Here is a 23,408-nt window from a genome sequence, read left to right as displayed (position 1 = left end):
TCTGGATTATGCCACCGCTGAATAGCAACGCCGCGCTACACGGCCAGCCGGTCTCGCAACTGCCGCCGCAGCACTTTCCCAACCGGCGTTTTCGGCAAATCGTTCACGAAGACCACGTGCTTCGGCACTTTGTAAGCGGTGAGACTGGTGCGCGCAAACTCGATCACGTCCGCCTCGGTCAGCCTGGGTTCTTTTTTCACCACGAAGGCGACAGGCGTCTCACCAGATTGCTCATCCACCACACCCACGACCGCGACTTCCAGAATGCCGGGATGCCGAAACAGCACGCCCTCCACCTCGTTCGGGTAGACGTTGAAACCGGAGACCAGAATCATGTCCCGCTTGCGGTCGACAATCCGGATCACACCGCGCTCGTCCATGATCCCGATATCGCCGGTCGAGAAGAATCCATCGGTGCCGATCGCCTGGGCCGTTTCCTCCGGCCGGTTGAAGTAGCCCTGCATGATTACCGGTCCTGCAACGCAGATTTCGCCCGGCATGCCGGCGCAGACGGCCGCGCCGCGTTCGTCGCGGATTTCAATGCGCATGGATGGCAGCGGCACGCCGATCGTGCCTTCGAAGGCCGTTTGCGTGACGGGATTGGCCGTCACCGCGCCGGCGGCTTCAGATAGCCCGTAGGCTTCCACCACCGGGCAGCCCGTCACTTTCTGCCAGCGCTCGGCAACGGCAGGCTGGGTCGCGGTGCCTCCCCCGAAGGTGCTGCGCAACGAGGAGAAGTCGAGCGCGCGAAAATTCTCGTTGTTCATCAGCGCCGTGAATAGCGTGTTGAGGCCGCCGAACACGGTTGGCCGATGCGTGACAAAGTCCTTCACGAGCGAAGGAATATCGCGTGGGTTCATGACCAGAACGCAGCGGGTGCCCAGATGCAACGAAACGAGGCATTGGCACACCAGAGCGGCCACGTGGTACAGGGGCAGGGCGATGAGCGTGATTTCGCCGCTCTCGCGAAACACCGGTTGGACCCACGCGGCAAAGATCAGCACATCGGCGAGCACGTTGCCGTGCGTGAGCACGGCCCCTTTGGGTTCGCCGGTCGTGCCGCCGGTGTATTGCAGGAACGCCCTTGTCTCGCGGTTCAGCGCCGGCTTCGTGAAGTCCGTGGCGGGGCGGGCGGTCATGGCGGTCTTGAAGGCGATCGCACCGGGAATCGTCCAGTGCGGAACGAGCTTTTTCTTTTTTCGCACGACATAGTCGACGAGGATGGATCTCGGGAAGCGCTGCATCTCCGCCACGCGCGCGACGATCACGTGTTCGATGGCGGCGTGGACGAGCGCCTGCTCGAGCGTGGCCGCGGAAACTTCCATGACCACGATCGCACGCGCACCGGAATCCCCGATCAAATTCGCCAGTTCCGGCGCGGTGTAGAGCGGATTCACGTTGACCACGGTGAGCCCGGCCCGCAGCGCGGCAAACATTGCGATGGGGTGTTGCAGGGAGTTCGGCAACATCAGTGCAATGCGGTCCCCGGGCTGGAGACCAAGGTCTTTCTGGAACCAGGCGGCGAGGCGCGCGGAGTCCTCTTCCAGCTGACGATAGGTGAGATCCACACCGAACTGATGAAAGGCGACACGGTCGCCAAAGCGGGCGACGGCGTGCTCCAGGAGGGCTGCCATCGAGGGGTAGTCATTGAGGTTGACGTCTGCCGCAACGCCGGCGGGATATTGCGAAAGCCAGGGCAAGTTCGACATGTTGTCCTCCGCTGCGGGGTCGCTTTGGCGTTCGCTGATTCTAATTTTGGACTCCTAGCGTATTCTCGCGGTGACTTGCCAAGTGTGCTGTAGCGCACGTACGCATGCGAATCGATGCGCATTCGTGCGCGAAGGGCGATGGCTATTCGGCGGGGGCCAGCTGAATGCCATTTTCCGGTTGAGGTTCTCTGGGCAGTTGCGACGCAGGCTCGAGGTCTTCTTCCGGCGTCGGCTCGACGGTTTGAACGACGGGCGGCGCGACACTTTTGGTCACAACGGGCGCCTCGGAGACTGGCGCGCTCGCTCTGGGCTGCGCGGTGTGGGCGGCGGTCATGCCTGTGCCGACGTTCGAACTCGTGGTGTTGGCGCTTTTTAGCAGCCCCCGCGAATCGAACAGGAACACCGCCGCAGACGAATGTGTATCCGCGCCAGCGACCAGCGAACCGATGAACGGGATATAGCTTTCCGGGTGCGGACGTGACGTGACATAGGTGTAGACGAGCAGCGTCGAGCCGTCGTCCAGCGCGGTCTCGACCGACGGCGGGCCGAGCACGGCTGTCACGTCTTGCAAGGTTGTCACGCCGTGCCGGAAGTTCGCCATCTGCTCGGGCCTCACCTCGACGCCGGCCGACACACAGCCGGCAAGCAGTGCGCCGCACAGTAGCCCAGTGACCACTTCGCGATTCATCACGCCTCGCCCCCCTGATATTGATTCTAGGACGAATGCGTCTGGCCGGCTGGCGTGAAACGATCGGCGCTGGCGTTCAAACCACGCCCAGCCACTCTTTCAATTGTGCGGCGCGAGACCGGCTCACCGGCACGACGCTGCGTTCGCCGTCGTCCATCACGAGGTTCACGCTGTCATCGGCTTTGACGAGTTCCACGGCGTACGGCAGGTTGACGATATGGCTGCGATGCACGCGCACAAACGAGTTGCTGTCGAGCCGCAGCTCGAGGTCGGCGAGCGAGAGGTTGGAGAGGTAGCGATCGTCCTTCGTGACGATCGTCGTGTAGTGGCCGTCGCCCTGAAAACGCACGATGTCCTTCAGGTCGATCAGGATCACGCGGTTCTTGCGGTACACCGGAATCTTGAAGAGCCGCCGCGGCGGCGTGGGCGCGCCGGCATGCGACTCGGAGGAGGGCTCGGTCGTCAGGTCGGTGAGGTCGTAAAAGATCATGCAGGTACCGCACGTGCCGTTCATGTCCGACATGCGCGAGACCTTGAGCATGAGAAGGCGGTCGGGAATGTTGATCATCATCGCGACCGGCGGCGGCGACTTCACGGGGCAGCCGCCGGCGTCGCGCGACTGCAGCAGGAAGCGCAGCTTGTCGCGGCTTTTTGCCGGGTGCAGCTGCACGACGTCAATGCCGAACAGCTTGTCCTGGGCAACGCCCAGCGACTGCTCGCCCGCGGGGCCGAGAATTTGCAGCGCGACGTCGTTGAACGCGCTGACGCGCCCCTGCGCGTCGAGCCACACCACACCCGGATTGAACTGCTCCAGGCGGTGCTGAAAAGACTCGGCGCGGCGCGCGTCGGTGGTCGGCATGGCGTGCTCGAACGGTTTCATCCAGGGTTCTCCCCGATGCGGCCGCGGCGTTGTGCGCGGCGTTTGCGGCGGCGGGACGCTGCCTCCGTTTTATGTCCTTTCCCCTTTTCGCGCAAGTTTTCCGGCACCCGGCGCAACCAGAACGCCGTTCGCGAAATCCCGTTGAATTGCTGCGTTGCATTGTGAAATCCTGAACTGCAGGACGATGCCAACAAGGAGACTAGTGTGATTCCCCGCCCATTCGAATACCACGCTCCACAAACCTTGTCCGAGGCGTTCGCGCTGCTCGGCACGCACGGCGAAACGGCCAAGCTGCTCGCGGGCGGCCATAGCCTGCTGCCGATGATGAAGCTGCGCTTCGCGCAGCCCGATCATCTGATCGATCTCGGGCGGCTCGCCGAACTCAAGGGCATTCGCGAGGAAAACGGCGCGCTGTGGATCGGCGCGATGACAACCGAGAACGAGCTGATCTGGTCGGCGGTGCTGCAGGCGCGCTGCCCGCTGATTGTCGAGGGCGCGCGGCAGATTGCCGACCCGCAGGTGCGCTATCGCGGCACGCTGGGCGGCGATCTCTCGCACGGCGATCCTGGCAATGACCATCCCGCGTTGATGATCGCGCTCGACGCGTCGTTCGTGCTGCAGGGTGCGGCGGGCGAGCGCGTGGTGAGCGCGGACGGCTTCTTCGTCGGCACCTATGCGACGCTGCTCGAGCCGGGCGAGATCATGACGGGCATCCGCATTCCCGTGCCGCCGCCCGGCACCGGCTACTGCTATGCGAAGCTCAAGCGCAAGACCGGCGACTTCGCAACCGCAGCGGCGGCTGTGACGTTGCGCCTGGCCGGCGGCAACGTCGAGCATGCGCGCATTGCTCTGACAAATGTCGGCGACACGGTGATCCGCGCGGTGGACGCCGAGCAGGCGCTCATCGGCAAGCCGTTCGACGCACGCGCGCTCGACGAAGCCGCGCGGCTCGCCATGGCGGCTTGCGATCCGGTGGAGGATCTGCGCGGCGACGCCGACTACAAGCGCGCGATGGCGGGCGAAATGACCCGCAGGGCGCTCACTACCGCTTACGAACGGGCCACGAACCCGGCACGCCCCTGACTCACGGAGAACGCGAAATGGCCAGCAAAACCATGGTGTCGTTCAGCCTCAACGGCAGCGAGGTCGACGTCGTCGTCGAGCCGCGCGAACTGCTGATTCACACGCTGCGCGAAAAATGCCAGCACACCGGGCCGCATATCGGTTGCGAGACGTCGCATTGCGGCGCTTGCACGGTCGATTTCAACGGCATGTCCGTGAAGTCCTGCACGCTGCTCACCGTGCAGGCTCAGGGCGCGGAAGTGCGCACGGTCGAAGGGCTCGCGCAAGGCGGCACGCTGCATGCGCTGCAGGAGGGCTTCATGCAGGAGCACGGGCTGCAATGCGGCTTCTGCACGCCGGGCATGCTAATGCGCGCGTACCGCCTGCTGCAGGAGAACCCCGATCCGACCGAAGCGGAAATCCGCTACTGGATGGCGGGGAACCTGTGCCGCTGCACGGGCTATCAGAACATCGTGAAGGCCGTGCAGTACGCGGCGCGCAAGCTGCGCGGCGAAGCGGTTGAAACCTCGCATCCGCTCATCGAAGCGGGCGCGGCACAAGCGCACTGAGCGCCGGGAGACACGTCATGGGCAATCTCGACGCCAATCTCGAGCGTCTCGCCGCGCTCGAAGGCATGGGCTGCTCGCGCAAGCGCCGCGAGGACCCGCGTTTCATCCAGGGCAAGGGCAGCTACGTGGACGACATCAAGATGCCGGGCATGCTGTTCGGCGTGATGGTGCGCAGTCCTTACGCCCACGCACGCGTGAAGCGCATCGACAAGTCGCGCGCGCTCGCGCATCCGGGCGTGCACGCCGTGCTCACGGCGGACGACCTCAAGCCGCTCAAGCTGCACTGGATGCCGACGCTCGCAGGCGACGTGCAGGCCGTGCTCGCCGACGAAAAAGTCTGCTTCCAGAATCAGGAAGTCGCGTTCGTGGTGGCGGACGACCGCTACGTTGCGGCCGATGCGGCCGAACTCGTCGAGGTCGAGTACGAAGAATTGCCCGCGCTCGTCGATCCCATGAAGGCGCTGGAGCCCGACGCGCCCGTGATTCGCGAGGACATCCGCGACAAGGATACCGGCGCACATGGTGCACGCAGGCATCCTAATCATATTTTCACGTGGACGATGGGCGACCGCGACAAGACGGACCGCATGTTCGAGAGCGCGGAGGTCACGGTCAAGCAGGATATCGCGTATCCGCGCGTGCATCCGTGCCCGCTCGAAACCTGCGGCTGCGTCGCGTCGTTCGACAAGGTGCGTGGCGATCTCACGGTCTACATCACCTCGCAGGCGCCTCATGTCGTGCGCACCGTGGTCGGGCTGCTCTCGTCGATTCCGGAGTCGAATATCCGCATCATCTCGCCCGATATCGGCGGCGGCTTCGGCAACAAGGTCGGCGTGTATCCGGGCTACGTGACGTCGATTGTCGCGTCCATCGTGCTCGGGCGTCCGGTCAAGTGGATCGAGTCGCGCAACGAGAATCTCTCGAGCACCGCATTCGCGCGCGACTATCACATGACCGGCGAACTGGCCGCCGACAAGGACGGCCGCATCAAGGCGCTGCGTGTGAATGTGGTGGCCGACCACGGCGCGTTTGACGCGTGCGCCGACCCGACCAAGTGGCCCGCAGGCATGTTCCACGTCTGCACGGGCTCGTATGCGATCCCGAATGCGTTCGTCAGCGTCGACGGCGTGTACACGAACAAGTTTCCGGGCGGGGTTGCGTACCGCTGTTCGTTCCGCGTGACCGAGGCCGTCTACCTGATCGAGCGGATGGTCGATGTGCTGGCGCAAAAGCTCGGCATCGACAAGGCCGAGATCCGCTTGCGCAATTTCATTGCGAAGGAGCAGTTCCCGTACACGACGCCGCTTGGCCTCGAATACGATTCGGGCGACTACGAAACGGCGCTGAAAAAGGTGCTGGCCGCTGTCGATTACGACGCGCTGCGCGCGGAGCAGGCGCAACGCCGCGCAGACCCGGATGCGGAGTGGCTCATGGGCATCGGCCTCGTGAACTTCACCGAGATCGTCGGGGCGGGGCCGTCGAAAATGTGCGACATCCTTGGCGTGGGCATGTTCGATTCCTGCGAGATCCGCGTGCATCCGGACGGCTCGGCCATCGCGCGCATGGGCACGATCACGCAGGGCCAGGGGCACCAGACCACCTACGCGCAAATCATTGCGTCGGAGGCGGGCATTCCGGCCTCGAAAATCACCGTGGAAGAGGGCGATACCGCCACGGCGCCGTACGGGCTCGGCACCTATGGCTCGCGCTCGACGCCGGTTGCGGGCGCCGCGGTCGCGCGCGCTTCGCGCAAGATTCGCGAGAAGGCGCGCCGTATCGCCGCGCATCTGCTCGAAGCGAGCCCGGACGATGTTGAATTCGATCTGGATCGCTTCGTGCTGAAGGGCTCGCCCGACCAGTTCAAGACCGTGAAGGAAGTGGCGTGGGCGGCGTATAACAACGTTCCCGAAGGGCTGGAGATGGGCCTCGAGGCCGTCGACTATTACGATCCGCCCAACTTTACGTTTCCGTTCGGCGCCTACGTGTGCGTGCTCGACATCAACCGCTACACCGGCGAGATCCGCGTGCGCCGCTTCTACGCGCTCGACGACTGCGGCACGCGGATCAACCCGATGATCATCGAAGGGCAGATTCATGGCGGCCTGACCGAAGGTTTTGCGGTGGCGCTGGGCCAGGAACTGCCCTATGACGAAGCGGGCAATCTGCTCGGCGCGACGCTGCTTGACTACTTCGTGCCGACGGCCGTGGAAACGCCGCATTGGGAAACGGACTTCACGGTGACGCCTTCGCCGCATCACCCGATCGGCGCAAAGGGCGTGGCCGAATCGCCGCACGTGGGCTCGATTCCGTGCTTCACGTCAGCGGTGGTCGATGCCTTCGCGCATCTCGGCGTGACGCACATGAACATGCCGCACAACGCGTACCGCGTGTGGCAGCAGTGCCGCGAACTCGGATTGACGCGGCCCGCCTGAGTCGAAGCGATTGATGATGAGGAATCCGGAATGAAAGTCGTACTCGACAAGGCATTTCCGCTCGATGCGAGCGCGGACCGCGCCTGGGCGCTGATGCAGGATATCGAGGCGGTGGCCGGCTGCATGCCGGGCGCGAAGATCACCGAGCGTGTGGACGATACGCACTACAAAGGAACCATCACGGTGCGGCTCGGGCCGGCGACGATGTCGTTCAAGGGCGATATCGAAGTGCTCGCGCTCGACGCCGCGGCGCGCAGCCTGCATCTGCTCGGCAAAGGCACGGATTCGACCGGCAGCTCGGCGGCGACGATGGATCTCACGGCCAGTGTGGAACCCACGGGCGAGACCTGCACGCTGACCGGCAAGAGCGAAGTGACGATGAGCGGCAAGGCCGCCGCGCTGGGCGGCCGGCTCATGGGGCCGGTGTCGGAGCAGTTGCTCAAGCAGTTTGTCGCGAACTTTTCGGCTCGGCTGAGCGCCATGGCGCCGCCGCAGGGTGCGCCTGATGCGCCGGGCGCTGAAGCGGACGCGGTTGGCGGGGCCACTGCGCCCGACGAGGCGACGGCAATGGCTCCGGTTGCACGAGCGGCCGCGGCGCCGCCCGCGCAAGCCGCCGAGCTGAACGGCATTGCGTTCATGTGGGCCATCGTGCGCGACTGGCTGCGCGCTCACTTCACACGCAAGGCGCAGGGCCGCTGAGGGCCACTGAGGGACGCCATGACGTCGATCGACCGCATGCCGGACGTCCTCGCGCTGCAGGCGCAGCTGGCGGCCCACCGGTTCATCGTGGAGCGCAGCTTCGCGGCGGCGCTGCTGCTCACGATGGAAATGCGCCGCCCGCTGCTGCTGGAGGGTGAAGCGGGCGTGGGCAAGACGGAGGTCGCGAAGGCACTGGCGCGCCTGCTCGACGCCCCGCTGATCCGCCTGCAATGCTACGAAGGACTCGACGCGCACGCGGCGCTTTACGAGTGGAACTATGTTCACCAGCTGCTGGCCATCAAGCTCTTCGAGCAGGACGCGCGGCCGCTGCGCGACAAGGAACAGGACATTTTCTCCGAGCGCTATCTGCTCAAGCGCCCACTGCTCGAAGCCATTACGACTACGCCCGCGCCCGTGCTGCTGATCGACGAAATCGACCGCACCGACGAGGCGTTCGAGGCCTACCTGCTCGAGCTGCTTTCGGATTTTCAGCTTTCGATTCCCGAGCTTGGCGTGATCCGCGCGAGCGAGCGGCCCTATGTGATCCTGACCTCGAACGGCACGCGCGAGATCTCCGATGCGCTACGCCGCCGCTGCCTTTACCAGTACGTCGACTATCCGTCGTTCCAGCGCGAACTCATGATCGTGCGGACCCAGGTGCCCGAAGTGCCGGAGGCGCTGGCGGCGCAGATCGTCGAATTCGTGCATGCAGTGCGCGAAATGGCCCTGCGCCGCAAACCGGGCCTCGCGGAAACGCTCGACTGGGTGGCCGCGCTGCTGCGCCTTGGCGTGAGTGCGCTCGACGAAGACGGGGTGGACCGCGTGATGGATTCGCTCGCGGCGCTCGTAAAAACGCGCGAGGATCAGGCCAGTCTCACGCGGCCGGTGGTTGAAAAACTGGTGGCGTCATGCTGACCGGAATCGACAGCACCCGGCCAGGCGAAGTGCCGCACGATCTCGCCGATCACCTCGTTGCGCGCTATGCGGGCTTCGCGGGCTGGCTGCGCACGAATGCGTTTTGCGTAACGAACGCTGACGTTGCCGCCATGCTCGAAGTGGTGCAACGCATGGGACAGACCGAGCGCGATGTGCTGCGCTGGAGCCTGCGTGCGCTGCTGTGCTCGCGCGCGCAGGAGTGGCGCCGCTTCGACGATTTGTTCGACGCGTATTTCCTTGCGCCGAACCGGCGCAAGCTCGCCGAAACCCGTGCTGGCGGCGCGGGGCCGCTTGCGTGCGACGACGCAGCCAGTGGGCCGCGCGATGCGAGCGAGGGCACGCCGATTTCGCTCGCAGGCAGCGGCGGCGGCGCGGCGCAAGAGGGCGCAGCCGCGAACGAAGGCGCGACGCACACAGCGTCGCTAACCCACGCAGACTTCCGCCACCTGAACGACCGCAGCGAACTCTTCGCCATCGACGACGCCATCCGCCGCTTCGCCCTGCGCCTGCGCGGCATCCAGATGCGCCGCGAGCAGCGCGCGAGCCTCGGGCGCACGATCGATCTGCGCTGGACCCTGCGCCGCAGCGTTTCGCGCGGCGGGCTGCCGGTCGAACTAGGCTGGCGGCGCAAGCGCAGGCAGCGCCCGCGCATCATCATGCTGCTCGACGTGAGCCGCTCGATGAGCCTCTACAGCTTCTTTTTCCTGCGGCTCGCGCGCGTGCTGAGCGGGCGGTTGCCCGACGTGCACAGCTTCGTTTTCCATACGCGGCTCGTCTGCGTCGACGAAGCGCTGCGCGACCCCGATCCGCGCCGCGCCCAGGAGCGCCTGCACCAGATCTCCGAGGGCTGGGCGGGCGGGACGCGCATCGGCGAGAGTCTCGCCGGTTTTAACGAGCATTACGCGCCGCGCCTGCTGCATGCGCGCACCGCGGTCGTGATCGTCAGCGACGGCTACGACGCCGGCGACGTGACACAGCTCGGCGAGTCGCTCGCCGCGATCCGGCGGCGCTGCCACTCGCTCGTCTGGCTCAACCCGCTCGCCGAGCGTTCCGGATTCCAGCCAGTCAGCGCGGGCATGCAGGCCGCGCTGCCGCATCTCGACCTGTTTGCCGGCGCCCGCGACCTCGCGGGGCTCGAACGGATCTTTCCTCAAATTCTCGAGGCGCTGCAATGAATGTTCATGCCGAATCGAGCGAGACCCTTCCTGACGCCGCGGATTTGCTGCAGCTCGAGCAGCGGCTGATCGATGCAGGCGCGCCGTTCGCGGTCGTCACCGTGATCCGTGCGGCGCCGCCAACCTCGACGTGCGTCGGCGCCCAGGCGCTCGTGGAGGCGAGCGGCGCGCTGCATGGCTGGGTCGGCGGGGGCTGCTCGCAGACGATCGTCATCGAGGCCGCGCGCCAGTCGATGCGCACGGGGCAGCCGCGGCGCGTGCGGATCAGCAACGAACCGGGGCCAGCCGACGCCGAAGTCGAGGCGCATGCCATGCCGTGCGCGAGCAACGGCGCGCTGGAGCTCTTCATCCAGCCCACCGTGCCCGCGCCGCTCGTGGCCGTGCTCGGTGCAACGCCCGCCGCACACGAGGCCTGTGTGCTCGCACGGCGCGTCGGGTTTCGCGCGAGCCTGGCGGCCGAGGTTGCGCGCGCCGGGCAAGCGGGCTTCGACGCCGCGGCGCTGGACCGCGCCGGCACGTCGTTCGTGCTGATCGCGACGCAAGGCGAGCGCGACGAGGATGCGCTCGAAGCCGCGTTGCGCAGCGCCGCCGTGGCGGTGCTCCTGATCGCGAGCCACAAAAAGGCTGAACGGCTGCGCGACGCAATGCGACTGCGCGGCATCGACGAAGGGCGGCTCGCGGCGCTGCATGCACCCGCTGGGCCGGCGATCCATGCGCATACGCCGCAGGAGATTGCGCTTGGCGCCGTGGCGGGACTGGTCGCGCTGCGGCATGAGATAGCCGAGGCGGCAGCGCGCGCGCAGGCCGAGCCGCCGACGGCCACGATCGCCACCGAAACCGTACCGCCCTTGCCGCCGTGCGAGGCGCTCGGCGCGCCACCCGTGCAGGCACAGGCGGGGCGCTACGTGAACCCCGTGTGCGGGATGAGCGTCGAGATGGCGAACGCGAAACATGTGGTCGAATATGGCGGCCACAAGGTGTACTTCTGCTGCGACTGTTGCAAGGCCGAGTTCGAGCGCGCACCCGAGCGTTATCTGAGCGCCGTACCAGGCGCTGCCGGTTGCCCGGACGATCTCCACAAGGAGGCGCGATGAGCCGTGCGACATTTTCGGCTGTCGTGCTCGCGGCGGGCCTGTCCACGCGCATGGCGGGCCGCCACAAGCTGTTGCTGCCGGTGGGCGGCGAGCCAGCCGTGCGGCGCGTGGTGCGCGCAATCGTTGCGGCACAGCCCGAGGAGATTGTCGTCGTGACCGGATTCAACGGCCGAGCCGTGTTCGAAGCGCTCGAGGGCATCGACGTGCGCTTCCAGGGGAACCCACGCTACCGGGAAGGACAGATGACGTCGGTCGCGAGCGGCGTCGCCGCGCTGCAGGCGCCGTGCGACGCCGTGATGATTTGCCTCGCCGACCAGGTGCTGCTCGAAGCGGCCGACTATCGTGAACTTGTCGAGGCTTACGCTTCGATGCCCTACGGATCGATCCTGGTGCCGATGTTCCAGGGCGCACGAGGCAATCCTGTGGTGTTTGCGTCGAGTTATTGCCCCGAGGTCGTGGGCGGCCGCGTGAATCCGGGCTGCCGCAAGCTGATCGCCGAGCACAGCGCCGAGGTGTTTCTCCACGAAGCGGCGCACGATCGCTTTTGCGTCGACATGGATACGCCCGCCGACTACCAGAGCGTTGTTGCGCGAGTGGAGGGCGGGGTGGCCAACGACGCACGCGTACACAACCCCTGAATCAGCGCCGCAAAGCCGCCACGATTCCCGCCGCCGCCCGCGCTGCCACCTCGCAGCCGAGGACGATATGTTTCTCCTCGGTGTCCTCGATGAAATCGTGACTGACGCCGCCGATGCTCGGCACGAACAGCATGCAGGCAGGAATGTGAGGCGCGATGACCTGTGCGTCATGCGACGCGCCGCTTGGCATATCCGTCCACTGTCCGGGCGCGAGTGCTTCGGCCGCTTCTTCGAGTCGCTGCTGCAACTCACGATCCATCGTGACCGGTTCCTCGGCACCCTCGCACACGATCAGCTCCGCATGCACGGCGTGTTGCGTGTTCCAGGCATCGACTAACTCAACAAGCGCACGTTCCATTGCATGCAGGCGCTCGGGATTCGCATCGCGGAACTGCAGGTTCATCAGCGCCTTGCCTGGCACGACGCTGTACGAACCCGGATCGAGATCGATGCGCCCGACGGTCCACACCGTATCGGCGTCCGCCAGCCGGCCAAACGCGTCGTCAATACGCGCGATGAACGCGACCAGCGCCGCCCCCGCGTCGCGCCGGATCGACATCGGCGTCGTGCCTGCGTGATTGCGCTGCCCGGTGAAGCACAACTGAAACTCGCGAATGCCGACGATCGTCGTCACGATGCCAATCGATTTCGCCGATGCTTCAAGCCGCCCGCCTTGCTCGATATGCGGTTCGAGATACGCGCGTTGCCGCGTGCGATCGAGCGTGACGCGCGGCAGATTCGCGAGGCCGGCCTGCGCGAGTGCGTCGCCGAGCAGTAGACCTTCTTGATTGCGCGCGCTGTGCAATGAAGTGTCGATTGCTTCGCCCACGAAGCTTCGGCTGCCAAGGAAACCTGAAAACGTCCCTTCTTCGTCGATCCACGACGCAACGTCGACCGCGAAGTCGCGCGTTGCAGCGCATTCGCCCAGGGCGCGCGCGATTTCGATGCCATAGATCACGCCGAGCGCGCCGTCGAGCCAGCCGCCGGTCGGCTGGGTGTCGGTGTGCGAGCCGATCACGAGCGCGGGGCCCGGCTTGCGCGAACGTCCGAACACGGTGCCCACGCCGTCGATGGTCGCGTCGAGCCCTGCGTCGCTCATGCGCGCGGCGAGCCAGCGGCGCGCCTCCAGATCGATGGGCGAAAGCGCGAGGCGGACCACGCCGGGGCCAGTGGCGCCGAAGCTGCGCAACGTCTTGAGATCGTCGAGCAGGCGAAGCGGGTTGATGCGTGGGAAGTCGGCGTGCACGGGCTCGCTCCGGGGCATGTGTCAATGGGCAAGCGGCAATCCTAGCATCACGCCGCCTGGCCGGGGCGCGATGGCGCGAGCGGCGCGTGGCTCCGGTTTTGTCGCGATATTTTTTCAGCAGGGCGTCGAGTCTAGCTCCTCAGCGATTTTCCAGGGCAATGATTCGGACCCCTTTCGAAATGTCAATATATGTCGAAGAATAAATACCTTCGAAACGATTTCCGCATGTGAAGTGCAAGTAATGGTTAAAGATCCGATTGAGTGGAGGCATATCGTCAACGCCAATTTTTTTGAGACCGTTAGAACGTCCTTTCGTTGACGGACTTCTATCGTGATATCGCTTCGCTATCTGGGAATACTGGGAATTTGCGGCCTGGTTGCCGCGTGCGCGCAGCTTCCGCGCGATCATCCGGTGACAAACAACACGCTCGCCGACCCTGCATCCTCGTCCAGCGCACCATTGGCTGAGAACGACACGGCTGACGATGCGGACGCAACGATACTGGCAAGCCATTCCCGGGCGACAGGCAGCGCACTGCAGTCAGGCGAGGCGTCGTGGTACGCGTCGAAGTTCCAGGGGCGCCGGACGGCCAGTGGCGAACGCTACAACGGCGGCGCGTTGACGGCCGCCCATCGCACGCTGCCGCTTGGCACGTGGGTGCGTGTCACGTCGCTGGCTACGGGCAGGTCGGTCGTCGTGCGCATCAACGATCGAGGGCCGTTCATCGCAGGGCGGATCATCGATCTGTCATGGGCGGCGGCGAAGGCGCTCGGCTTGCCCTACGCACATTCGAAGCAGGTCCGGATAGAACGCTTTGGAAAAATGACGCTCGCGTATTCCGGGGCCGACGGATCACACGACTGACGACGAAAAGGGCAACTCGGAATTCCTTTTTTGACTTTGCCTCGCGTGCGGAATTAATGAGATTGGTAGCCGCTTTGGAGCAAAGTTCGATCGTCTGAATTTCCTTGACACTTTTCATTTGCGTGTCGGTGGATAATCCGGTCGCGCGCCGCGGCATTATTTGCTGGACGGCTCGCGATCATCAATAACGTGAAGAAACCGACCATGAAGAAAATCTCCTTTGCGCTGCTCGCTTCGTTGTTCGTTACAGGCGCAGCATCGGCACAGACGCCGCAAAACGGCATCGTCACGACCCACGACGCCAATGTCGCTTCGCAGATCGAGCAACATGCACGGGACGCTCAGGCGCAGCAGCCCGTCGTCGAACAGGACGCGCACGCGGTTCGTGAGAATGCGCCGCACAAGAATGCCAAGCACAAGGGCGCTCACCACCATCACCACAAGAAGCATTCGGCGAAGCCGGCGCGCACCGCTGCCGAGTAAGCGCACTGGCATGCACTGACGGCTGAACGGCTGAACGGCAGACGGGCCCGCTCAGGCGCGTCTGCAGCGAAATGCCGGACAAATAAAAAACGCCAGCCTCAATGGGCTGGCGTTTTGCCTGAAGGATTGCGGGCTTCAGAACTGGTTCATCGTGTTGTCTTTCCCTGCGGCTTTCAGCGCCGCTTCGCCGCTGAAATACTCCTTGTGGTCGTCGCCGATATCCGAGCCGGACATGTTCTGGTGCTTGACGCAGGCGATGCCCTGACGGATTTCCTTGCGCTGCACGCCAGCCACATAACCGAGCATGCCCTGGTCGCCGAAGTATTCCTTGGCCAGGTTGTCGGTCGACAGCGCGGCGGTGTGGTACGTCGGCAGCGTGATCAGGTGGTGGAAGATGCCGGCTTCGCGCGCCGCGTCGGCCTGGAAGGTCCGGATTTTTTCGTCGGCGATGGCTGCCAGTTCGCTCTGGTCATATTCCACGCTCATCAGCTGGGCGCGGTCGTATGCCGACACGTCCTTGCCTGCGGCCTTCATCGCGTCATACGCCTGCTGACGGAAGTTCAGCGTCCAGTTGAACGACGGGCTGTTGTTGTACACCAGCTTGGCGTTCGGAATGACCTTGCGAATCTCGTTGACCATGCCCGCGATCTGGGCGATATGCGGCTTTTCCGTTTCGATCCACAGCAGGTCGGCGCCGTTTTGCAGGGCGGTGACGCAATCGAGCACGCAGCGTGCTTCGCCCGTGCCGGCGCGGAACTGGAACAGGTTGCTCGGCAGGCGCTTCGGACGCAGCAGCTTGCCGTCGCGCTTGATGATGACGTCGCCATTGCCCAGTGCGTCGGCCGACAGTTCCTCGCAATCGAGGAACGAGTTGTACTGGTCGCCCAGGTCGCCCGGCGTGTGGGTCACGGCGATCTGCTTGGTGAGGCCCGCGCCCAGCGAGTCGGTACGGCACACAATGATGCCGTCGTCCACGCCCAGTTCAAGGAAGGCGTAGCGGATCGCGCGGACTTTGGCGAGGAAGTCCTCGTGCGGCACGGTGACCTTGCCGTCCTGGTGGCCGCACTGCTTTTCGTCGGACACCTGGTTTTCGATCTGGATGCAGCATGCGCCGGCTTCGATGAACTGCTTGGCGAGCAGGTAGGTGGCTTCCGCGTTGCCGAAACCGGCGTCGATGTCGGCGATGATCGGCACGACGTGGGTGACGTGGTTGTCGATCTTCTCCTGGATCGCGGCCTTGGCGGCGCCTTCTGCCGCGTCGAGCTGGCGGAACAGGCCGCCGAGTTCACGGGCGTCGGCCTGGCGCAGGAACGTGTACAGCTCGCGAATCAGGGCGCTGACCGAGGTCTTCTCGTGCATCGACTGGTCCGGCAGCGGGCCGAACTCGGAGCGCAGCGCGGCCACCATCCAGCCGGACAGATAGAGGTAACGGCGCTCGGTGCTGTTGAAGTGCTTCTTAATGGAGATCATCTTCTGCTGGCCGATGAAGCCGTGCCAGCAGCCCAGCGACTGCGTGTACTTCGAAGGATCGGCGTCGTAGGCGGCCATGTCGGCGCGCATGATCTTCGCGGTGTACTTCGCGATGTCCAGACCCGTCTTGAACTTGTTCTGCGCACGCATGCGTGCGGCCGATTCGGGATTGATCGCGTTCCAGGCGCTGCCTTGTTGCTCTTTCAAGCCAGCAATTGCCTTGATGTCGTCTTGATATTGGGCCATGAGAATCTCCTGAGTTTCTGAAGAGTGAAGCGCGTTTGAATAACCGGTTCAGCGTGCCGCTGCGTCTGTCGAAGCGAACTGGATGACTCAATTGTAGGGGCTTCGTGATGCGTCGCAGCAAGGTCTTATATAAGACACATGACTTATTTATTCTTTATTTATCAATAAGATAGTCGACAGTTTTTGCGCTGCAGAACATGTTTTCACGATGCGAAAATGCGTCGACCGAGAAATTCGCGAGACATTTCACAATGTGAAGCGCGCTTTCGTTTGCCGGAGGCCGGGGCAGGGCGCGCGGCGCCGAAAGGTCAGTGCGACCGGGCATTCGGACAAATTGAACGCAAACACGATAGAATCGCCCGGCGATACTCACTGCCATGAAAATTCTTCGGACCCTTCTCGTCTTGCTGCTGTGCGCGATGCTGCCCCTGAGCGGGCTGGCAGCCACTGGCATGGCCGGCGAATGTCCGATGCAGCAGTCGATGCCGATGCACGACGGCGCCGCATCTGCCGCGATGTCCGGCTGCGACATGATGAAGTCGTCGCCGGCGAGCAAGGCCAAGGGCGGCTTCTGCAAGGCCACGGCCCAGTGTCAGTTCGCGAGCATCTATTACCCTCCCGCGCAGGCGAGCGTTAGCCATCCCATGGCTGTCGCAAGGCAAGTCGTCTTCCACTACGCCGAGTCCTTCGCCGCTCACGTGCCGGCCGGTCTCTGGCGACCTCCCCAAGCTATCTAACCCTCGTTTGACTGGTTCGCCGCGTTTGCGGCGAGGTCGTCCTGTGTCCAGGACGTGGAGTTCCATTGGGACTCCCCCGTTGGGGTTAGAACATGCCTTTCACTATTGGCACGCCGCGATGCCGGCGTGCGTCCCTGCGCGCGCTCCCGATTTGCGCCGCGCTGCTGCTGCCTGGCTTCGCTGCGAACGCCCAGGAAGCCCCTTTCACGCTTGAAGCGGCATTGCAGGCTGCAACCGGCCACTCTGCGGCCATGCAGGCCGCGCAAGCGTCGGTCCACGCGAGTTCCGAAGCTGCGGTCCGGGCAGGGCAGTTGCCGGACCCGGTGCTCGCGGCCGGCGTCGACAACCTGCCGATCAATGGCTCGCAGCGCTTCACCATCGGCCAGGACTTCATGACGATGCGGCGCATTGGCATCGAGCAGGAATGGGTCTCGCGGGAAAAGCGCCGCCTTCGTTCCGACCTCGCCAGCGAGGTGGTGAACCGCGAGCAGGCCGGCTATCTCGCACAACTCGCCAACGTTCGCCAGCAGACCGCCATCGCATGGCTCAGCGCCGTCTATGCGAAGCGCGCCCTGGCGCTCCAGCAGGCATTGCTGGGCCATATGACTCACGAACTTGCTGCAACGAAGGCGTCATACCGGGGAGCGAGGGCGACGGCCGCCGATGTCGTCCAAGCCCAGGCCATGCTGGCGCAAACGCAAGACCAGGCGCTCAAGGCGCAGCAAACCTACCAGAGCGCGCTCATTGTTCTCTCGCGCTGGACGGCGACACCCGCGACCGATGTGACCGGCGAGCCGCCCGCGCCCGAGTCGTATGTCTCTTCCTTGCCACCGGACGAACTCCGGCTCGTGCAGCCGGCGCTCGTCGCAGCGGCCGATGACATTGCCGTCGCCGACGCCGGCACGGCTGTCGCCAGCAGCGAGCGCAGCCCCAACTGGACCTGGGAAGTCGCGTACCAGCAACGCGGTGGCGCGTACTCGAACATGGTGTCGGTCGGGGTGCGTATTCCGTTGCCCATTAACCGGAAGGATCGCGAGGACCGCGACGTATCGGAGAAGGCCGAACTCGCGACCAAGGCCCACCTGATGTACGAAGACACGCTCCGGCAGGTGCAAGCCGACATTCGCACTGAGTCGGCAACCCTCGCCAGCGGCCGCGAACGCATCGCGAATCTCACGCAGTCCCTGTTGCCAGCCGCCGATCAGCGCGTCGAACTCGCAGTCGCCGCTTACACGGCGGGTACCGGTTCGCTCGCCGATACGTTTGCGGCCCGGCGGGCGCAACTCGACGCGCAGATTCAGGTGCTCGACCTCAAGCGCGAGGTTTCGCAGACGTGGGCCCAGCTTGAATACCAGGTTGTGCCAACGACGATGGCCACTGCCGAATGAAGGAGAAAGCAATGACTCAAAAACCTTTGGTACGCGCGATATTGGCACTCTTTGCCGCCGCAGCGCTTCTTGGCACTGGGTATTTCGTCGGCGTACGACACGCGTCGGCTTCGGGTGAAAACACGATCGCCGCTTCGGCTTCCGGCAACCCGACTGACCCGAAAACCGGCAGGAAAGTGCTTTACTGGCACGACCCGATGGTGCCGAACCAGCACTTCGACAAGCCCGGCAAGTCGCCATTCATGGACATGCAACTCGAGCCTGTGTATGCGGACGAAGGGGGCGGCTCATCCGGTATCGCAATCAACCCGGGACTTCAGCAGAACCTCGGTATTCGCTACGCCACCGTGCGCCGCGAGGAAACGACGGAAGGATTCGACGCCGTCGGCACCACGCAATTCGACGAATCGCAGGCCGATGTCGTGCAGACGCGCGTTACGGGCTACATCGACCGCCTGTACGCCAGTGCGCCGATGCAACGGGTTGCGAAGGGCGCCCCCATCGCTTCGGTTTTCGTGCCCGACTGGCTCGCGCCGCAGGAGGAATACCTCGCGCTCAAGCGCGGCGGGATGGACAACAGTTTGCTGGAAGCGTCGCGTGCGCGTATGCGCGCGCTGTCGATTCCGGATGGCGTCATGGCGAGTCTCGACCGCACGGGCAAGGCGCAGACACACATTGTCCTCGCTTCGCCAGAGACAGGTATCCTAAGTGAATTGAACGTGCGCGACGGTGCGCAGGTCGCGCCCGGTCAGACGCTTGCGAAGGTCGCGGGTCTATCGAAGCTTTGGCTCATCGTCGAGATTCCCGAGAACCTGGCGTTGCGTGTGCAGCCCGGCATGCGCGTTGACGCGACGTTCAGTGGCGACCCGACACAGCACTTCAAAGGGCAGATTCGCGAAATCCTGCCCGGCATCAGCACCACGAGCCGCACGCTTCAGGCGCGGCTCGAAATCGATAACACCGCGCTCAGACTCACGCCCGGCATGCTGATGCGCGTGCGCGTCGATGCGCAAAAAACGGTTTCGCGACTGCTTGTGCCTTCTGAAGCCGTCATCACGACCGGCAAGCGGTCGGTCGTGATCGTCAAGAACGCGGACGGCCGCCTGCAACCTGCAGACGTGACGGTTGGCAACGACGTCGGCAGCGACACGGAAGTCATGAGCGGCTTGAGCGATGGCGAGACGGTCGTCGCTTCCGGCCAGTTCCTGATCGACTCGGAAGCCAGTCTGAAATCGGTCCTGCCGAGAATCGAAGGCGCGGCTGGCGCGAGCGCGGCAATGCCGGCGTCCATCCCGAGCGCTGCCGTAAAGACATACGAAACCACCGGCAAGGTGGAAAAGGTCAGCGCTCTCGACATCACGTTCTCGCATCAACCGGTGCCGGCGCTGGGCTGGGGCGCGATGACGATGGCGTTCAACAAGCCGTCATCCGGCGCATTTCCCGACGTCAAACCCGGCCAGACAGTCCACTTCGTCTTCAGACAATCGGACGACGGCTACCAGCTCACGAAGGTCGAACCCGTGGGAGACGCCAAATGATCGCGCGTCTCATACGCTGGTCCATTCACAACCGGTTCCTGGTTCTGCTGGCCACTGTGCTCGTCACGGCATGGGGCGTCTACTCGCTCAAGGAGACACCACTCGACGCGTTGCCGGACCTGTCGGACACGCAGGTCATCATCAAGACGTCGTATCCGGGCAAGGCGCCCCAGGTCGTCGAGGACCAGGTGACGTACCCGCTCACGACGACTTTGCTCGGTGTGCCAGGCGCGAAAACGATCCGCGCGTATTCGTCATTCGGCGACGCGTTTGTCTACGTGCTGTTCGACGACAAGACCGATCAATACTGGGCCCGCTCGCGTGTGCTCGAATACCTGAATCAGGTTCAGAGCCGCCTTCCACCAGGCGCGACGGTTTCACTCGGGCCCGACGCGACGGGGGTGGGCTGGGTCTATGAGTACGCACTGGTCGACCGCACGGGTCAGCACGACCTCGGAGAACTGCGCGCGCTCAACGACTGGTTCCTGAAATTCGAACTGAAGTCCGTGCCGGACGTGTCGGAAGTGGCCAGCATTGGCGGGATGGTGCGCCAGTATCAGGTGGTGCTCGATCCCGACAAGCTGCGTGCATACGGCATTACCGAGGCCATGGTAGCGGATGCCCTTGGCAAGGCGAACCAGGCGTCCGGTGGCTCAGTGGTCGAACTGGCGGAATCGGAGTACATGGTCCGCTCGTCGGGCTACCTGCGCTCGCTCGACGATTTTCGCAATGTCGTGCTTCGCACCAATGACGCGGGCACACCGGTTCTGCTTGGCGATGTCGCCCGCATCCAGATCGGACCCGAGATGCGCCGTGGGATTGCCGAGCTGAACGGGGAGGGCGAAGTCGCGGGCGGGGTCATCGTCATGCGCTCAGGCAAAAACGCGTTGACGACCATCGGCGCAGTGAAGGCGAAGCTCGCTGACCTGAAGCGCTCGCTGCCCGCGGGTGTCGAGGTCGTGACGACATACGACCGCTCGCAGCTCATCGAACGCGCCGTGGACAACCTGAGAGACAAGCTCATCGAAGAGTTCATCATCGTTGGCCTGGTCTGCGCCGTGTTCCTCTTTCATTTGCGCAGCGCGTTCGTGGCCATTCTGTCGCTGCCGCTGGGCGTGCTGGCGGCTTTCATCGTCATGCGCTATCAAGGTGTGAATGCGAATCTGATGTCGTTGGGCGGGATCGCCATCGCCATCGGCGCGATGATCGATGCGGCCATCGTGATGATCGAGAACGCCCACAAGCATCTCGAGGCGTACGAGCATGCGCATCCCGGCAGGCCCATGACGGCTGCACAGCGTTGGGAACTCATCGCTACGTCGGCGGCGGAAGTCGGACCGGCGCTATTCTTCTCACTGCTTATCATCACGCTCTCGTTCGTTCCGGTATTTTCGCTGGAGGGGCAGGAAGGCAAGCTCTTTTCTCCGCTCGCCTTCACGAAGACTTACACCATTGCTGCCGCTGCGGGTCTTTCGGTCACGCTGGTGCCGGTACTGATGGGCTATCTCATTCGCGGGCGCATTCCGCATGAGAGCGCGAACCCCATCAATCGCGCGCTCATTCGACTGTACCGGCCGATGCTCGAAGCCACGCTGCGCCGCCCGTGGATTGCGATTGGGCTTGCGGTCGTTGCGCTTTTGCTGAGCGCCATTCCGCTCTCGCGACTCGGTGGCGAATTCATGCCACCGCTCGACGAGGGCGATCTGTTGTACATGCCAACGGCGCTTCCCGGCATTTCGGCAGACAAGGCATCCGAGCTTTTGCAGCAGACCGATCGGCTCATCAAGACGGTACCGGAAGTCGCGACCGTGTTCGGCAAGTCGGGCCGCGCCGACACGGCAACCGACCCGGCACCGCTCGAGATGTTCGAAACCACCATCCAGTTCAAGCCGCGCAGTCAGTGGCGTCCCGGTATGACGCCGGAGAAGCTCGTCGATGAACTCGACAAGACCGTGAAGGTGCCGGGGCTGTCGAACGTCTGGGTGCCGCCCATCCGCAATCGCCTCGACATGCTGTCCACCGGTATCAAAACGCCGGTCGGCGTAAAGATTTCCGGGCCCGACCTGAATGAAATCGACAAGGTGGCAGGGCAGGTCGAGGCGGCGGTGAAGGGGGTTCCGGGCGTGACTTCAGCGCTTGCGGAACGACTGAACGGCGGCCGATACATCGACGTCGACATCAACCGGCAGGCAGCGGCGCGTTATGGCCTTTCCGTCGGCGATATCCAGTCGGTGGTTTCCACGGCGGTGGGCGGCGACAACGTCGGCGAAGTCATTGCGGGGCGCGAGCGCTTCCCGATCAACATCCGCTATCCGCGCGAGGTTCGCGATTCGCTGGAAAAGCTGCGGCAGTTGCCGGTTCTGACCGACCGGGGCGCACAGATCCAGCTTGGCGACGTGGCGGACATCCGGATCGCCGACGGACCGCCCATGATACGCAGCGAAAACGCACGGCTTTCCGGCTACGTCTACGTCGATATCCGGAACGTGGACCTGGAATCGGCAGTCAAGGCGATGCAACGCGCCGTCGCAGAAAAGGTGCCGCTTCCGCCCGGATATTCGATCGCATGGTCAGGGCAGTTCGAGTACCTCGAACGTGCAGCGGCGACATTGCGCACGGTGATTCCGGTGACGCTTGTCGTCATCTTCGTGCTGCTCTTCCTGACCTTCAACTCGGCGGCCGATGCGCTACTGCTCATGTCGACGGTGCCGTTCGCGCTCGTCGGCGGCTTCTGGCTCATCTGGATACTGGGCCACGCGGTGTCCGTCGCCACATCGGTCGGTTTCATTGCGCTCGCGGGTGTTGCGGCCGAGTTCGGCGTCGTCATGCTGCTGTACCTGAAGGGCGCACTGACCCGGCGGCTCGAGCTTGGGGAGGCCATGACCGAGGCCACATTGCTCGACGCGATTCGCGAAGGCGCGGTCTTGCGTGTGCGGCCGAAGGCCATGACGGTAGCGGTGGTCCTTGCAGGGCTCATTCCCATCATGGTCGGACACGGCGCCGGCTCGGAGGTCATGCAGCGTATCGCCGCTCCGATGGTCGGCGGAATGGTCACCGCGCCCATTCTCTCGATGTTCGTTATTCCCGCAGCCTGGTTCCTCCTGCAGCGTCGCCGAATGAGGCAACGCAACGAGGTTCCATTTACCCACGCAGAACCTTCTGGCACGAAAGTGCCTTCTACCCAAACCAGGGAAACACAATGAAAAAGATGATTCTTGCTGTCGCTGCCGTGGCTGCCGTTCGCGCGGCCCCTGCATTTGCTGGTGACGAAATGGCGGGCATGAACATGTCCGCCGCGAAGCCCGCGGTCACGAAGGTCGCTTCGAATTCCGCGCTAACCGATGCCGAGGTCAGGAAGGTCGACGCCGCTACGGGAATGGTCACCCTGAAGCACGGCGCCCTGGAGAACGTCGGCATGCCCCCGATGACCATGGCATTCAAGGCGAAGGATGAAAGCATGGTCAAGCAGGTTCACGAAGGCGACAAGGTCAAGGTGCGAGTCGAAAACGTCAATGGCACGCTGACCATCGTGAAACTCGAAAAGCAGCCTTAA

Annotated in this window: 20 protein-coding genes; 15 read left to right on the top strand and 5 right to left on the bottom strand. The window is 64.1% G+C overall.

Annotated features, from left to right (window positions below; all coding sequences use genetic code 11):
• Positions 1 to 35: 35 nt before the first annotated feature.
• The 3 genes from U5A52_RS19615 to U5A52_RS19605 form a co-directional block, all read right to left on the bottom strand.
• Positions 36 to 1,709, bottom strand: a complete 1,674-nt coding sequence (locus U5A52_RS19615; RefSeq protein WP_321911017.1) for an AMP-binding protein — start codon at positions 1,707 to 1,709, stop codon at positions 36 to 38.
• 142 nt (positions 1,710 to 1,851) lie between these two features.
• Positions 1,852 to 2,397 (bottom strand): hypothetical protein, encoded by a 546-nt coding sequence (locus U5A52_RS19610; RefSeq protein ID WP_321935883.1) that lies wholly within the window; start codon positions 2,395 to 2,397, stop codon positions 1,852 to 1,854.
• 76 nt (positions 2,398 to 2,473) lie between these two features.
• A complete protein-coding gene (locus tag U5A52_RS19605) occupies positions 2,474 to 3,277 on the bottom strand; it encodes a LytTR family DNA-binding domain-containing protein (RefSeq protein WP_321935882.1) in 804 nt (267 codons plus the stop codon).
• Positions 3,278 to 3,481: 204 nt separating this feature from the next.
• On the opposite strand from U5A52_RS19605, the gene U5A52_RS19600 reads away from it, so the two are divergent.
• Genes U5A52_RS19600 through U5A52_RS19565 form a run of 8 tightly spaced genes read left to right on the top strand, consistent with a single transcriptional unit; the run spans position 3,482 to position 11,882 of the window.
• Complete coding sequence (locus U5A52_RS19600; protein WP_321911012.1) at positions 3,482 to 4,360, top strand: xanthine dehydrogenase family protein subunit M; 879 nt, start codon at positions 3,482 to 3,484, stop codon at positions 4,358 to 4,360.
• Between the two features lie 17 nt (positions 4,361 to 4,377).
• A complete protein-coding gene (locus U5A52_RS19595; RefSeq protein WP_321911010.1) occupies positions 4,378 to 4,908 on the top strand; it encodes a (2Fe-2S)-binding protein in 531 nt (176 codons plus the stop codon).
• Positions 4,909 to 4,925: 17 nt separating this feature from the next.
• Positions 4,926 to 7,340, top strand: a complete 2,415-nt coding sequence (locus U5A52_RS19590) for an aerobic carbon-monoxide dehydrogenase large subunit (protein WP_321935881.1) — start codon at positions 4,926 to 4,928, stop codon at positions 7,338 to 7,340.
• Between the two features lie 30 nt (positions 7,341 to 7,370).
• Positions 7,371 to 8,039 carry an SRPBCC family protein gene (locus U5A52_RS19585; RefSeq protein WP_321911007.1) on the top strand — a complete coding sequence of 223 codons (669 nt, stop codon included), beginning with the start codon at positions 7,371 to 7,373 and terminating at the stop codon, positions 8,037 to 8,039.
• A gap of 18 nt (positions 8,040 to 8,057) precedes the next feature.
• A complete protein-coding gene (locus U5A52_RS19580) occupies positions 8,058 to 8,954 on the top strand; it encodes a MoxR family ATPase (protein WP_321911006.1) in 897 nt (298 codons plus the stop codon).
• Positions 8,948 to 10,150 carry a vWA domain-containing protein gene (locus U5A52_RS19575; protein ID WP_321911005.1) on the top strand — a complete coding sequence of 401 codons (1,203 nt, stop codon included), beginning with the start codon at positions 8,948 to 8,950 and terminating at the stop codon, positions 10,148 to 10,150. Before U5A52_RS19580 ends, U5A52_RS19575 begins: the two co-directional genes overlap by 7 nt.
• Positions 10,147 to 11,244 carry an XdhC family protein gene (locus U5A52_RS19570; RefSeq protein WP_321935880.1) on the top strand — a complete coding sequence of 366 codons (1,098 nt, stop codon included), beginning with the start codon at positions 10,147 to 10,149 and terminating at the stop codon, positions 11,242 to 11,244. The genes U5A52_RS19575 and U5A52_RS19570 overlap by 4 nt, the downstream gene beginning before the upstream one ends.
• Complete coding sequence (locus tag U5A52_RS19565) at positions 11,241 to 11,882, top strand: nucleotidyltransferase family protein (protein WP_321935879.1); 642 nt, start codon at positions 11,241 to 11,243, stop codon at positions 11,880 to 11,882. The genes U5A52_RS19570 and U5A52_RS19565 overlap by 4 nt, the downstream gene beginning before the upstream one ends.
• 1 nt (position 11,883) lies before the next feature.
• On the opposite strand, the gene U5A52_RS19560 is transcribed toward U5A52_RS19565, so the two are convergent.
• Positions 11,884 to 13,146, bottom strand: coding sequence for a Zn-dependent hydrolase (locus U5A52_RS19560; RefSeq protein WP_415774025.1), 1,263 nt, complete (start codon positions 13,144 to 13,146; stop codon positions 11,884 to 11,886).
• 394 nt (positions 13,147 to 13,540) lie between these two features.
• Between U5A52_RS19560 and U5A52_RS19555 the strand changes: the two genes are divergently transcribed.
• On the top strand, positions 13,541 to 13,993 hold the full coding sequence (locus U5A52_RS19555; protein ID WP_415764232.1) for a septal ring lytic transglycosylase RlpA family protein: 453 nt from the start codon (positions 13,541 to 13,543) through the stop codon (positions 13,991 to 13,993).
• Between the two features lie 204 nt (positions 13,994 to 14,197).
• A complete protein-coding gene (locus U5A52_RS19550; protein ID WP_321935875.1) occupies positions 14,198 to 14,476 on the top strand; it encodes a hypothetical protein in 279 nt (92 codons plus the stop codon).
• Between the two features lie 135 nt (positions 14,477 to 14,611).
• On the opposite strand, the gene U5A52_RS19545 is transcribed toward U5A52_RS19550, so the two are convergent.
• Positions 14,612 to 16,192 carry an isocitrate lyase gene (locus U5A52_RS19545; RefSeq protein WP_321910994.1) on the bottom strand — a complete coding sequence of 527 codons (1,581 nt, stop codon included), beginning with the start codon at positions 16,190 to 16,192 and terminating at the stop codon, positions 14,612 to 14,614.
• Between the two features lie 377 nt (positions 16,193 to 16,569).
• Here U5A52_RS19545 and U5A52_RS19540 point away from each other — a divergent pair, with 377 nt between their 5' ends.
• From U5A52_RS19540 to U5A52_RS19520, 5 genes are all read left to right on the top strand, one after another.
• On the top strand, positions 16,570 to 16,929 hold the full coding sequence (locus U5A52_RS19540; protein WP_321910993.1) for a hypothetical protein: 360 nt from the start codon (positions 16,570 to 16,572) through the stop codon (positions 16,927 to 16,929).
• Between the two features lie 92 nt (positions 16,930 to 17,021).
• Positions 17,022 to 18,317, top strand: coding sequence for a TolC family protein (locus U5A52_RS19535; RefSeq protein WP_321935874.1), 1,296 nt, complete (start codon positions 17,022 to 17,024; stop codon positions 18,315 to 18,317).
• An 11-nt stretch (positions 18,318 to 18,328) separates the two neighbouring features.
• Positions 18,329 to 19,855 (top strand): efflux RND transporter periplasmic adaptor subunit, encoded by a 1,527-nt coding sequence (locus U5A52_RS19530; protein WP_321935873.1) that lies wholly within the window; start codon positions 18,329 to 18,331, stop codon positions 19,853 to 19,855.
• Positions 19,852 to 23,058 (top strand): efflux RND transporter permease subunit, encoded by a 3,207-nt coding sequence (locus U5A52_RS19525; protein WP_321935872.1) that lies wholly within the window; start codon positions 19,852 to 19,854, stop codon positions 23,056 to 23,058. The genes U5A52_RS19530 and U5A52_RS19525 overlap by 4 nt, the downstream gene beginning before the upstream one ends.
• On the top strand, positions 23,055 to 23,408 hold the full coding sequence (locus U5A52_RS19520) for a copper-binding protein (protein ID WP_321935871.1): 354 nt from the start codon (positions 23,055 to 23,057) through the stop codon (positions 23,406 to 23,408). Before U5A52_RS19525 ends, U5A52_RS19520 begins: the two co-directional genes overlap by 4 nt.

This window comes from Paraburkholderia sp. J8-2 (genome assembly GCF_905220195.1).
In the GTDB taxonomy this organism is placed as follows: Bacteria; Pseudomonadota; Gammaproteobacteria; order Burkholderiales; family Burkholderiaceae; genus Paraburkholderia.
The sequence above is the reverse complement of the archived record's forward strand: the minus strand, read 5'-3'. Positions and strand labels throughout refer to the sequence as shown.

Bases quoted from the DNA above. Each gene is read 5' to 3' on its own strand.
- U5A52_RS19615 (WP_321911017.1), bottom strand. From the start codon at position 1,709: ATGTCGAACTTGCCCTGGCTTTCGCAATATCCCGCCGGCGTTGCGGCA.
- U5A52_RS19610 (WP_321935883.1), bottom strand. From the start codon at position 2,397: ATGAATCGCGAAGTGGTCACTGGGCTACTGTGCGGCGCACTGCTTGCC.
- U5A52_RS19605 (WP_321935882.1), bottom strand. From the start codon at position 3,277: ATGAAACCGTTCGAGCACGCCATGCCGACCACCGACGCGCGCCGCGCC.
- U5A52_RS19595 (WP_321911010.1), top strand. From the start codon at position 4,378: ATGGCCAGCAAAACCATGGTGTCGTTCAGCCTCAACGGCAGCGAGGTC.
- U5A52_RS19590 (WP_321935881.1), top strand. From the start codon at position 4,926: ATGGGCAATCTCGACGCCAATCTCGAGCGTCTCGCCGCGCTCGAAGGC.
- U5A52_RS19585 (WP_321911007.1), top strand. From the start codon at position 7,371: ATGAAAGTCGTACTCGACAAGGCATTTCCGCTCGATGCGAGCGCGGAC.
- U5A52_RS19580 (WP_321911006.1), top strand. From the start codon at position 8,058: ATGACGTCGATCGACCGCATGCCGGACGTCCTCGCGCTGCAGGCGCAG.
- U5A52_RS19575 (WP_321911005.1), top strand. From the start codon at position 8,948: ATGCTGACCGGAATCGACAGCACCCGGCCAGGCGAAGTGCCGCACGAT.
- U5A52_RS19570 (WP_321935880.1), top strand. From the start codon at position 10,147: ATGAATGTTCATGCCGAATCGAGCGAGACCCTTCCTGACGCCGCGGAT.
- U5A52_RS19565 (WP_321935879.1), top strand. From the start codon at position 11,241: ATGAGCCGTGCGACATTTTCGGCTGTCGTGCTCGCGGCGGGCCTGTCC.
- U5A52_RS19560 (WP_415774025.1), bottom strand. From the start codon at position 13,146: ATGCCCCGGAGCGAGCCCGTGCACGCCGACTTCCCACGCATCAACCCG.
- U5A52_RS19550 (WP_321935875.1), top strand. From the start codon at position 14,198: ATGAAGAAAATCTCCTTTGCGCTGCTCGCTTCGTTGTTCGTTACAGGC.
- U5A52_RS19545 (WP_321910994.1), bottom strand. From the start codon at position 16,192: ATGGCCCAATATCAAGACGACATCAAGGCAATTGCTGGCTTGAAAGAG.
- U5A52_RS19540 (WP_321910993.1), top strand. From the start codon at position 16,570: ATGAAAATTCTTCGGACCCTTCTCGTCTTGCTGCTGTGCGCGATGCTG.
- U5A52_RS19535 (WP_321935874.1), top strand. From the start codon at position 17,022: ATGCCTTTCACTATTGGCACGCCGCGATGCCGGCGTGCGTCCCTGCGC.
- U5A52_RS19530 (WP_321935873.1), top strand. From the start codon at position 18,329: ATGACTCAAAAACCTTTGGTACGCGCGATATTGGCACTCTTTGCCGCC.
- U5A52_RS19525 (WP_321935872.1), top strand. From the start codon at position 19,852: ATGATCGCGCGTCTCATACGCTGGTCCATTCACAACCGGTTCCTGGTT.
- U5A52_RS19520 (WP_321935871.1), top strand. From the start codon at position 23,055: ATGAAAAAGATGATTCTTGCTGTCGCTGCCGTGGCTGCCGTTCGCGCG.